Source organism: uncultured Winogradskyella sp. (genome assembly GCF_947498345.1).
Lineage (GTDB): Bacteria > Bacteroidota > Bacteroidia > Flavobacteriales > Flavobacteriaceae > Winogradskyella.
Genome location: NZ_CANMJY010000002.1, coordinates 275,612 through 287,290 on the forward strand (window position 1 = coordinate 275,612; position 11,679 = coordinate 287,290).

At 33.0% G+C, this 11,679-nt stretch carries 13 protein-coding genes and 1 tRNA gene; 9 read left to right on the forward strand and 5 right to left on the reverse strand.

The genetic code is table 11. From position 1 onward, the window contains the following. The first annotated feature begins 8 nt into the window (after positions 1-8). The gene (odhB, locus tag Q0912_RS04400) at positions 9-1,226 is read left to right on the forward strand and encodes a 2-oxoglutarate dehydrogenase complex dihydrolipoyllysine-residue succinyltransferase (RefSeq protein WP_299112439.1); all 1,218 of its coding nucleotides are present in this window, start codon (positions 9-11) and stop codon (positions 1,224-1,226) included. A 499-nt stretch (positions 1,227-1,725) separates the two neighbouring features. Here the strand turns inward: odhB and Q0912_RS04405 are convergent, their stop codons facing one another. Then, a complete protein-coding gene (locus Q0912_RS04405; protein WP_299112440.1) occupies positions 1,726-2,352 on the reverse strand; it encodes a response regulator transcription factor in 627 nt (208 codons plus the stop codon). Positions 2,353-2,383: 31 nt separating this feature from the next. Next, positions 2,384-2,851 (reverse strand): retropepsin-like aspartic protease, encoded by a 468-nt coding sequence (locus Q0912_RS04410; protein ID WP_299112442.1) that lies wholly within the window; start codon positions 2,849-2,851, stop codon positions 2,384-2,386. A 48-nt stretch (positions 2,852-2,899) separates the two neighbouring features. Here Q0912_RS04410 and Q0912_RS04415 point away from each other — a divergent pair, with 48 nt between their 5' ends. From Q0912_RS04415 to Q0912_RS04450, 8 genes are all read left to right on the forward strand, one after another. Beyond that, complete coding sequence (locus Q0912_RS04415; RefSeq protein ID WP_299112444.1) at positions 2,900-3,667, forward strand: TatD family hydrolase; 768 nt, start codon at positions 2,900-2,902, stop codon at positions 3,665-3,667. Between the two features lie 3 nt (positions 3,668-3,670). Next, a complete protein-coding gene (locus Q0912_RS04420) occupies positions 3,671-4,696 on the forward strand; it encodes an asparaginase (protein ID WP_299112445.1) in 1,026 nt (341 codons plus the stop codon). Positions 4,697-4,770: 74 nt separating this feature from the next. Beyond that, positions 4,771-4,858: transfer RNA gene (locus tag Q0912_RS04425), tRNA-Ser, on the forward strand. A 75-nt stretch (positions 4,859-4,933) separates the two neighbouring features. Beyond that, positions 4,934-5,698, forward strand: a complete 765-nt coding sequence (locus tag Q0912_RS04430; protein ID WP_299112447.1) for a MotA/TolQ/ExbB proton channel family protein — start codon at positions 4,934-4,936, stop codon at positions 5,696-5,698. 9 nt (positions 5,699-5,707) lie between these two features. Beyond that, the gene (locus tag Q0912_RS04435) at positions 5,708-6,154 is read left to right on the forward strand and encodes a hypothetical protein (protein ID WP_299112449.1); all 447 of its coding nucleotides are present in this window, start codon (positions 5,708-5,710) and stop codon (positions 6,152-6,154) included. Between the two features lie 6 nt (positions 6,155-6,160). Then, positions 6,161-6,796 (forward strand): biopolymer transporter ExbD, encoded by a 636-nt coding sequence (locus tag Q0912_RS04440; RefSeq protein ID WP_299112451.1) that lies wholly within the window; start codon positions 6,161-6,163, stop codon positions 6,794-6,796. A gap of 11 nt (positions 6,797-6,807) precedes the next feature. Beyond that, complete coding sequence (locus Q0912_RS04445) at positions 6,808-7,272, forward strand: biopolymer transporter ExbD (protein ID WP_299112453.1); 465 nt, start codon at positions 6,808-6,810, stop codon at positions 7,270-7,272. Positions 7,273-7,370: 98 nt separating this feature from the next. Then, positions 7,371-8,069: a porin family protein gene (locus Q0912_RS04450; RefSeq protein WP_299112454.1), complete on the forward strand. Its 699-nt coding sequence runs from the start codon at positions 7,371-7,373 to the stop codon at positions 8,067-8,069. Here the strand turns inward: Q0912_RS04450 and Q0912_RS04455 are convergent. From Q0912_RS04455 to asnS, 3 genes are all read right to left on the reverse strand, one after another. Next, positions 8,064-8,672, reverse strand: a complete 609-nt coding sequence (locus Q0912_RS04455) for a hypothetical protein (RefSeq protein WP_299112456.1) — start codon at positions 8,670-8,672, stop codon at positions 8,064-8,066. The two genes, Q0912_RS04450 and Q0912_RS04455, sit on opposite strands and share 6 nt — an antisense overlap. Before the next feature lie 16 nt (positions 8,673-8,688). Continuing rightward, positions 8,689-10,152 (reverse strand): RNA polymerase factor sigma-54, encoded by a 1,464-nt coding sequence (gene rpoN, locus Q0912_RS04460; RefSeq protein ID WP_299112457.1) that lies wholly within the window; start codon positions 10,150-10,152, stop codon positions 8,689-8,691. 78 nt (positions 10,153-10,230) lie between these two features. Further along, positions 10,231-11,664 carry an asparagine--tRNA ligase gene (gene asnS, locus Q0912_RS04465; RefSeq protein ID WP_299112459.1) on the reverse strand — a complete coding sequence of 478 codons (1,434 nt, stop codon included), beginning with the start codon at positions 11,662-11,664 and terminating at the stop codon, positions 10,231-10,233. Positions 11,665-11,679 lie beyond the last annotated feature (15 nt).

Consider the following 11,679-nt stretch of genomic DNA (forward strand, 5'->3'; position numbering starts at 1 on the left):
TAAAGCCCATGATTTTAGAAATGAAAGTGCCTTCGCCAGGCGAGTCAATTACTGAAGTAGAGATAGCAGAATGGTTAGTGCAAGACGGAGATTATGTAGAAAAAGACCAAGCCATTGCAGAAGTCGATAGTGATAAAGCAACCCTCGAATTGCCAGCAGAAGCGAGCGGAACAATTACGTTAAAAGCAGAAGAAGGCGATGCCGTTGAGGTAGGAGCAGTTGTCTGTCTAATTGATACAAGCGCAACTAAACCAGAAGGAGGAGAAGCATCACCAGCTAAGGAACAGAAAAAAGAAGAAACCCCTAAAAAAGAAGAACCTAAATCTTCTACAACTGAAGCTAAAACTTATGCTACTGGTACACCAAGTCCTGCAGCTAAGAAGATATTGGATGAAAAAGGTATAGATACAAAATCAGTTTCTGGTACAGGTAGAGATGGTCGCATTACAAAAGAAGACGCTGTCAATGCTACACCATCTATGGGTACTCCTACAGGTGGTAATAGAGGAACATCACGTAGCAAAATGTCTATGTTGCGTCGCAAAGTAGCAGAACGTTTAGTAGAAGCTAAAAATACTACAGCGATGTTGACTACTTTTAACGAAGTAGATATGTCTCCAATTTTTGATTTACGTAAGCAATATAAAGAAGACTTTAAAGCAAAACATGGTGTAAGCCTTGGGTTTATGAGCTTTTTTACTTTGGCTGTAGTGAGAGCACTAAAGATGTATCCAGCAGTGAACTCTATGATAGATGGTAAAGAAATGCTGTCTTACGATTTTTGCGACATCAGTATAGCAGTATCTGGCCCCAAAGGGCTAATGGTGCCAGTAATCAGAAATGCTGAAAATTTATCATTTAGAGGAGTGGAATCAGAGGTAAAGCGTTTAGCAATCAGGGCTCGTGATGGTCAAATTACAGTTGACGAAATGACGGGAGGCACATTTACTATTTCTAACGGAGGTGTATTTGGTAGTATGTTATCTACACCAATTATAAACCCACCACAAAGCGGAATTTTAGGAATGCATAATATTGTTGAACGACCTGTAGCAATTAATGGTAAGGTTGAAATTCGCCCAATAATGTTTGTTGCATTATCTTATGATCATAGAATTATTGACGGAAAAGAATCTGTTGGTTTCTTGGTGGCAGTTAAAGAAGCGCTAGAAAACCCTGTAGAATTATTAATGGATAACAATCCAAAGAAAGCTTTAGAAATGTAAAATTTTAAATATCTATAAGCAAAAAGCGCAATTTGAAAACAAATTGCGCTTTTTTACTCCTAACTAACAAGAGTAACTAACTAAAATTAACTAAAAAAATTAACAGCGATATTGGCTGAGATTACAATGATAGAGCTTACTATGAGTAATATCATAAAAATTCTATCCCTTTTTGCAGTATTATCTTTCATTGTTTCCATATATAGTAATTTAAAAAAGCTCTGAACCATAAGCTAATTCAGAACTTTCAAGAACTTAACTTGAGGCGTTGATTAATAGCTGATGTAAAATTGCAAATAATTTTAAAGCCATACTATACGTAGAACTACGTATTTTTTGATTTTTTTAATGTAATTCACAAAAAAGAGCCCTGAACATATGTTCAAGGCTCAAATAATCCCCTAAGAACTAATTAATAGCTCGTTATTAACCCTTAATTAATAACAATGTAAATTTCAGAAATATATTCATACAATAATATACGTAACCTTACGTATTTTTAAGATAAATGACGTTGATTCTCTTTAGCCCAAATAAGAAGACTGTTTTGGGTTTTTTCTATTTCTAATTTCCTGATAATGTTGCTTTTGTGCTTTTCAACGGTTCTTGGTGAGATGAATAATTGTTCTGCAATTTCTCTTGCAGTCTTATTCTCAGTAATTAATTTTAAGATTTTTAATTCTGTTTTTGTTATAAGATTTAATTTCTCAGGCGTTTTATCTACTTCGATATAAGCTAAAAGTTCTGGACTAAAATATGGGGTGTCTTTAATAACTGATGATATACAATTTTCTATTTCATCTAAAGCAAACTCTTTTAGTACATAACCGTAAATCCCTAATGCTTTAGCTTTAGTATAAATTTTTTCATCTTTTTCAAAGGTGATGAGAATAACTTTGGTTGAAAGATTAACTTTTCTACATTTCTCAGCAATTTGTAGCCCTGTGTAAAAAGGCATTTTAATATCCAGAATTGCTATATCTGGTACATGAGCTTTTATTAAAGCTAATGCTTCTTTTCCGTTTTTAGCACTAGCTAAAACGTTATATTTTTTTTCAAATAAAAATTCTTCAAGACCTTTTAGAACTAAAGGATGGTCATCTGCAATTATGATGGTTGGGCTCATTTTGCTATTATTCAACTTAGATTTAAATATACTAAGAATCTTTAGGTAATGAAATTTCTTTTAGTTTTAAATAGAGGTATTTTTTTTCGTAATCAATAATAGCTTTGCCTTTCTTCAAAATATCAGCACCAATAATACCGTCTACAGGATCTGCATTATGGTTTATAAGACCGTTATTAACATGAGATAAATTAAACAAGATTAATGCAACTTTGTGTTTTTTCCATTTGCCAATTTTTAAGTCGTTAGATTTTGAAATTTGTGTTAACATATTAGAAGCACCCGCTCCTACAGCCTTTACATCAGAATCTTTGACCCTAAGATTAAAACGCTCAATAGCCTCAAACCCAACACAACTGCTAGATGCTCCTGTATCTAATATAAAACGTCCTTTTACACCATTAATAGATGCTTTAATTTCAAAATGATTGGTTTTGGTCAGCTTCAACTTAATCTTAGAATAGCCTTTAGGTATAAGAAAGCTTTGTAGAGTTTCCATTTTAATAATTTATGTAAATATAATACTCTAAACGATTATTTTTGCTGAATGATTATAACAGATACGCATACACATTTATATAGTGAAGCTTTTGATGCCGATAGAATAGAAATGATAAAGAGAGCCATAGACGCAAATGTTAAACGTTTTTTTATTCCTGCAATAGATTCTACATATACTAAACCTATGTTGCAATTAGAGAAAGACTTTCCAGAGCATATCTATTTAATGATGGGGTTACATCCCACACATGTAAAAGAGAATTTTAAAGAAGAACTAAAACATGTAGAGGAGCAACTCAGTAAACGAAAATTTTATGCCGTTGGCGAGATAGGAATTGATTTATATTGGGACAAAACAACTTTAGGTATCCAGATAGAGGCCTTTAGATATCAAATTAAACTCGCAAAAAAATATAAACTTCCTATAGTAATTCATTGCAGAGATGCTTTTGATGAAATTTTTGAAGTTTTAGAAACTGAAAAATCTAATGACCTATATGGGATTTTCCATTGTTTTACAGGAAATATAGAGCAAGCACATCAGGCCATATCTTATAATATGAAATTAGGTATTGGAGGAGTAGTCACTTTTAAAAATGGAAAAATAGACCAATTTATAAATCAAATTGATTTAAAACATATTGTTTTAGAAACAGATTCTCCTTACTTAGCACCAAAACCATACAGAGGAAAACGAAATGAAAGTTCCTATATACACATGGTATTAAAAAAATTATCCGAACTTTACCAAATCAGCGAAGCAGATATTGCTCATATTACTACAGAAAATTCAAAACACGTATTTGGTATTTAACATATGCAAAAACCTAACATACTATTAATATATACCGGAGGTACTATAGGAATGATCAAAGATGCAGATAGTGGTGCGCTTAAAGCATTTGATTTTGATAACCTATTAGACAAAATCCCTGAACTACGCCTTTTAGATTGTAATATAGAAACCAAATCCTTTAAAAGCCCAATAGATTCTTCTAACATGAATCCGGAATATTGGGCTGTTATAGCTAAAATCATTTCAAATCAGTACAATACTTTTGATGGCTTTGTTGTATTACATGGTAGTGATACTATGAGTTATTCGGCTTCTGCATTAAGCTTTATGTTAGAGAATTTATCAAAACCGGTCATATTTACAGGGTCTCAGCTACCAATTGGGGATTTACGCACTGACGCTAAAGAAAACCTTATTACGTCTATTCAAATGGCATCATTGCAAAATAAAGGCGAGCCTGTAATTAAGGAGGTATGTCTTTATTTTGAATACAAACTTTATAGAGGAAATAGAACCACAAAAATTAATGCAGAACATTTTGAGGCTTTTGACTCGCTAAATTATCCTCATTTGGCAGAATCAGGGGTGCATCTAAATGTTAATACAGAATATTTGTTAAAACCTAATTTAGGAAAAGAGCTAATATTGCGTACAGCGATGGATACCAATATTGGAATTTTGAAGTTATTTCCAGGTATATCCAAGCCTATTGTAGAAGCTGTACTTAGAAGTCAATTAATAAAAGGATTGATAATTGAAACTTATGGTTCTGGGAATGCAACAACAGAGTCTTGGTTTGTTGATTTACTAGAAGAAGCTATAAACAAGGGTTTACATATTGTTAATGTAACTCAATGTGCCGGAGGAAGTGTTGCAATGGGGCAATACGAAACCAGCTCGCAGTTAAAACGTATAGGTGTAATTTCTGGTAAAGATATTACTACTGAAGCAGCGGTAGCAAAACTCATGTATTTATTAAGTAAAAATCTTGAAACAAAAGATTTCAAAACTACTTTTGAAACCCCGTTAAGAGGCGAAATGACCTAAAAATAACAGTATAAATTTCAGCGTTTAAAGTTTTTTTTGTTATTTGGCGTTCTGTAATTTTTACTAGGATTTACAGAGAGGTGGCCGAGTGGTCGAAGGCGCACGCCTGGAAAGTGTGTATACTCCAAAAGGGTATCGAGGGTTCGAATCCCTTCCTCTCTGCATAGATTTTTAGGAAATTGTTACATTATTTTTTTATCTTTAACACTTTAACTAATAAAATTAAGATTAAGAACAATGAAAAGATTATTTTCTATCCTTGCCATTACATGTTTAATGGCTATCGGAACTGTTAATGCAAATGCAACAACATTAGCTACTACAACAGCAACAGTAACAAGCGTAACTCAAGATGATGCACCTGCAGAGGATTTGAGTTTCCATCAAGAATTAAAAAAGCGTTTTATTGAAGGTGGTCCTGGATTTATGGGAATTGTATTATTATGTTTAATTCTTGGACTGGCTATTGCTATAGAAAGAATTATCTTTTTAAACCTTTCTACAACTAACACTAAAAAATTAACCCAAAACGTTGAAGATGCCTTAAACTCTGGTGGAATAGAAGCAGCTAAAGAAGTTTGTAGAAATACTAAAGGACCTGTGGCGTCAATTTTCTATCAAGGTTTAGATCGTGCAGACGAAGATTTAGATGCTGCAGAAAAAGCGGTAGTTGCTTATGGTGGAGTACAAATGGGACAGTTAGAGAAGAATGTATCTTGGATATCTTTATTTATAGCCTTGGCACCAATGCTTGGTTTCATGGGTACAGTAATTGGTATGATTCAAGCTTTTGATAAAATTGAAGCGGCAGGAGATATGCAACCATCCTTAGTAGCTGGTGGTATTAAAGTAGCACTTTTAACTACAGTATTTGGTCTTATTGTTGCGATTATACTTCAGATTTTTTACAACTACATTATTGCTAAGATCGATAGTATTGTAAATGACATGGAAGATGCATCAATTACCTTAATGGATTTATTAGTAAGACACAAAAAATAAAAATTAACTATGCACAAATTATTAAAAATAATAGCGGCAGTAATTGGTCTAGTAGGTATAGTTTCTTTAGTTAGAATTATATCAAAAGGAAACGACGCAATTGAAGCAGCTGCTAAAGAAGGAGACACTGCTATAGTAGAACCAATGGCTTGGGCTGCTTATGTGATGCTAGGTTTAGTGTTAGTTTTTGTTATTGGTTTTGTTTTAAAAAATCTATTTACAAATACGGCTGGTCTTAAAAATACGTTAATAGGTGTAGGAGCTTTTGCTGCGGTTCTAATTATATCTTATGTTACCGCTGGAGGTGATTCGATGATTTATAAATTACAAGATGGAGTTGCAACAAGTTCTCAATCCCAAATGGTAGGTGCAGGCTTAACAGCATTCTATATTTTGATTGTCGTAGCGGCACTAGCAATGATATTCTCTGGGGTAAAAAAAATAATTAATAAATAACATAGTATGGCAAAACGATCGGCACCAGAAGTAAATGCAGGTTCAATGGCTGACATTGCCTTCTTATTACTTATCTTTTTCTTGGTAACAACAACAATAGAAAAAGATAAAGGATTATTAAGGAGTTTGCCTCCTATTGACGATACTCAAACTGAACCGCCGCAAATTAAACAGAAAAATTTGTTTACTGTACTTATAAACCGAAACAACCAATTACTTGTTGAAGATGAGCAAATGGAGTTAAAGGATTTAAGACAAGCAGCCATAGAGTTTCTAGATAATGGTGGTGGTACCAATCATGCAGGTAAAAGTTGTGATTATTGTCAAGGAAAGCGTTTAGATGACTCTTCGGATCATCCAGATAAAGCTATTATCTCAATGAAACATGATAGGGAGACTTCTTATGAGCAATATATGGATGTACAAAATGAGTTAGTAGCGGCTTATAACTTTTTGAGAGAAAGAGAAGCTAAAAGATTGTACAAGCAATATTACCCTAATGCTGACAAAGTATTTACAGCTATGTTAGAGGAGAAAGAAAAGAATCAATTTAGTAAGGATGAAGTGCTTAATGAACGTATAGAAGAAATTAAGAAACTATTCCCTATGAAATTGTCCGAGGCAGAACCAGATAAAAATTAAAAGTAACAAATATGTCAAAGTTTAAAAAAGGAAAACAAGGGGATTTACCGGCAATATCGACGGCATCCTTACCTGATATTGTATTTATGTTGCTTTTCTTTTTCATGGTAGCAACCGTTATGAGAGATAGCACATTGATGATTGAAAATAATTTACCTAGTGCAGATCAGGTTGAGAAGCTTAAAAAAGACAGAACAACATACATCTATGCTGGTAAACCAAGTACTCAATATAAGCACCTAGGTGAAGAACCTAGAATTCAGTTTAATGATGCCTTTATTGGGGTTGAAGATGTAAGATCTTCAGTACTCCAGGCTCAGGCAGATATGGTTGAAGAACTAAAAAGTAAAATTGTTATTGGATTAAAGGTAGATAAAAACACCCATGCTGGCTTAGTGTCAGATATTAAGCAAGAACTACGTAAAGCAAATACACTTAAAGTAATGTATATTGCCAATGCAAAAGCTGAAGAATAACAAAATCTTAATTTTATAAAAAAAGCGCCCTGAGAATTCAGGGCGTTTTTTTATTAGATATCAACACAGTTAAAACAAAGATTTTGTAGATTTATCTTATGAAGTATTGCATATTACTTTTAATGATTTGTATTAGTTTTTTTGGATTTGCTCAAGATGATGAAGATGCCGATAAATCTAAGTTATATAAAAACTATAGAGAAGACCAATTTTATATTTCAGCAACCTATAATTTACTGACCAATAAACCTGACGGCGTTAACCAAAATAGTTTTTCATCGGGATTTCATTTTGGTTTTATCAGAGATATGCCAGTTAATCAAAGAAGAAACATCTCATTAGGTTTGGGAATAGGTCTATCCACTAACTCATATAATCAAAATGTATCGATTGTAGAGATAAATGACCAACTCGTTTATAATGTAATTGATGAAAGTGAGGTTAATGTATCAAAAAACAAGTTTACGACCTACTTGGTAGAAGTGCCTATTGAGTTTAGGTGGAGAACATCAACAGCTTCAGATTATAATTTTTGGCGTATCTACTCAGGATTTAAATTTGGCTATATATTTTATAATTCTGCTAAGTTTAAAAGTGATGCAGATAATGAAAGACTATCTAACATAGACGATTTCAATAAAATTCAATATGGTATAACATTAAGTGCTGGTTATGGCACTTGGAATTTTCATATGTATTATGGTTTAAATTCAATCTTTGGAGGTGATGCGAAATTAGATGGTAAATCTATTGATGTAAAATCTTTTAAATTAGGGCTAATGTTCTACATCTTATAACCAGTAGTTTAAAAAAACAAGTTGAGGAAATAATCCCACTAACATACCAATAATTAATTCTTGATTAGTATGTGCTTTTAAATGCAAACGCGATGTGGCAATAGCGCCAAGAATCATCATCATTAAAGCAATAGTACCATTTATATTAATTTGATAATGAATCCCAATAGCCACTGCGAACATAAAAAAACCAGAAGCAGCTATCATATGTATGCTTGCTTTTACTTTAAAAACTGCCATTATAAAACAAGCTAAAGTAGAGCACAAAATACCTAAGAAAAAATAGTACAATTCCACAATTTCATTTGGAGTTAAGACGCGCATAAGAATAAGGCTGATAATAACGCAGTTAATGAATAATGGAATTAGCCTTTCTTTTGTGCTTACTAAATATATGGTTTTAACCTTGTTCACCGTTTTTAGTAAAAAAAACAAAAGAATGGGTAAAATAATTGTAAGGATTATAATAGAAAATATTTTAGCATTTCTTATAGGCTCTGGGATAAAACGAGGTGTCTTAGAAAAATAGAATAATACACCAAGAAGCGGCATTATTAAAGGATGAAAAACAAACGATATACTTTTTAAAATAAAATCTTTCATCCTAAGTTTAATATGCTTATAATTCTTTTCTTAAACGTGCCACAGGAATATCTAATTGCTCTCTGTATTTGGCAACTGTGCGTCTGGCAATAGGGTAACCTTTTTCTTTTAATATTTTAGAAAGTGCCTCATCGGTAAGTGGTTTCTTTTTATTCTCTTCCTCAATTACAGTTTCAAGAATTTTTTTAATTTCTCTCGTTGATACTTCTTCGCCCTGATCATTAGTCATAGATTCAGAGAAAAACTCTTTTATAAGTTTAGTACCATATGGTGTATCCACATATTTACTATTAGCAACACGCGAAATAGTTGAGACATCCATCTCAATTTCGTCAGCGATATCTTTTAAAATCATTGGTCGCAACTTACGTTCATCGCCTGTTAAAAAATACTCTTTTTGATAGTTCATAATAGAACTCATTGTTACAAAAAGCGTCTGTTGACGTTGCCTAACAGCTTCAATAAACCATTTAGCGGCATCAAGCTTTTGTTTAATGAACATTACTGCATCTTTTTGGGCTTTAGACCTTTCTTTACTATCCTTGTAGCCTTTAAGCATATTATTATATTCTCTCGATACATGAAGCTCTGGTGCATTTCTACCATTAAGTGTCAACTCTAATTCTCCATCAACAATTTTTATAGCAAAGTCTGGTACAATATGCTCAACAATTTTATTATTGCCAGCATAAGAACCACCAGGTTTGGGATTTAAACGTTCTATTTCTTCAATAGCATCTTTAAGTTGTTCTTCATTAATGTTGAATTTCTGCATCAACTTTTTATAATGCTTTTTGGTAAACTGCTCAAAAGCTTTATCGATAATAGCCGTTGCTAGTTCTATATCAGGGTTTTGCTCCTTTCTGTGTAATTGAATGCTCAAACATTCTTGAAGATTTCTTGCTGCAACTCCAGCAGGATCTAATTGATGTACAATTTGAAGCACTTTTTCTACCTCTTCTTCTGTTGTATAAACATTCTGTGTAAATGCTAAATCATCCGTAATATCAGATAAAGAACGGCGTATATAACCACTCTCATCCACACTACCAACTAAGAAATAAGCAATTTCTTCTTCCTGATCAGATAATCTAAATGTATTTAATTGATTAATTAAATGTTGAGTAAATGACGTACCTGCAGCATAGGGTATGCTTTTTTCTTCATCGTCCGCACTATAATTATTGGCTTGTGTTCTATATTCAGGTATTTCGTCGTCACTAAGGTACTCATCAATGTTAATATCGTCCGCATCAATTGTGTCGTTGTCATTTAAGTCGTCAGTAGTATTATCAAACTCGTCAAAATTATCGTCACGGGTTTCCTCTTTACCTGTATCTAATGCAGGGTTTTCTTCAAGCTCTTGTTTTAAACGTTGTTCAAAAGCTTGCGTAGGTAACTGAATCAGTTTCATCAGTTGAATCTGCTGTGGTGATAGCTTTTGTGATAGCTTAAATTGTAAATACTGTTTTAGGGCCATTTATTAAATTCTGAATAGCTATAAAAATACTAAAAAAACCTGTTAGGTTTCTAAAACCATACAGGTTTAATACTTTGTTTAGAACTCTGCATTCTGAGGTGTACGTGGATAAGGAATCACATCTCTAATATTACTCATTCCTGTAGCAAACATTACCAATCGCTCAAAGCCTAATCCAAACCCAGAATGTACAGCAGTACCATATTTACGTAAATCTAAATACCACCATAATTCTTCCTCAGGTATATCTAAGGCTGCCATTTTTTCTTTTAATACATCCAAACGTTCCTCACGTTGCGAACCACCAACCATTTCTCCAATGCCTGGGAATAAGATATCCATTGCTCTTACTGTTTTTCCGTCTTCATTTAAGCGCATATAAAAAGCTTTAATATTTGCAGGATAATCAAATAATATTACAGGGCATTTAAAATGTTTTTCAACTAAAAAACGTTCGTGCTCAGATTGTAAATCTGCTCCCCATTCTTCAATAATATAATTGAATTTCTTTTTCTTGTTTGGCTTACTATTTCTTAGAATTTCAATAGCTTCTGTGTAACTTACACGCATAAAGTTGTTATCTACAACAAACTTAATTTTATCAATTAAGTTCATAGGACTGCGTTGCGCCTGAGGTAATTTCTTTTCTTCGTCTTGTAAACGTTTATCTAAAAATTCCAGATCTTCTTTGTTGTGCTCTAAAACATAGCTTAATACAGATTTCATAAAGTCCTCTGCTAAATCCATATTACCAGCTAAGTCCATAAAAGCTACTTCTGGCTCAATCATCCAAAATTCTGCTAAATGGCGAGATGTGTTTGAATTTTCGGCTCTAAAAGTTGGGCCAAAAGTATAAACTTTTCCCAAAGACATAGCATAGGTTTCAGCCTCTAACTGCCCAGAAACAGTTAAGTTGGTTTCCTTGCCAAAGAAATCTTCTTTATAATCCACTTCACCATCTTCAGTTAAAGGAGGGTTTTTAGGATCTAAACCTGTCACTCTAAACATTTCGCCAGCACCTTCAGCATCACTACCTGTGATAATTGGTGTATGCATATAATAGAACCCATTATCATTAAAATATTTATGAATGGCAAATGATAATGACGAACGCAATCGCATTACCGCACTAAATGTATTGGTTCTGGTGCGTAAATGTGCATGTTCTCTTAAGAATTCAAACGAATGTTTTTTTGGTTGTATAGGATAAGCTTCAGGATCTGAGTCGCCATGTACCTCTATAGATTTCACTTGTATTTCAACGGATTGGCCTTTACCTTGACTTTCTACGAGTTCTCCTGTAACTTCTATAGCTGCGCCAGTTGTAACACGTTTTAAAAGCGCTTCTTCAAAATTTTCAAAGTCAACAACACATTGAATATTATTTATGGTTGAGCCATCATTTAAGGCTATAAAACGATTTGCTCTAAATGTTCTTACCCATCCTTTTACGGTAACATCTTGTAGTTTTACGTTTTCAAATAATAATTCTGCTACAGATTTTGTTGTCATTTTTTAAATTTTTTG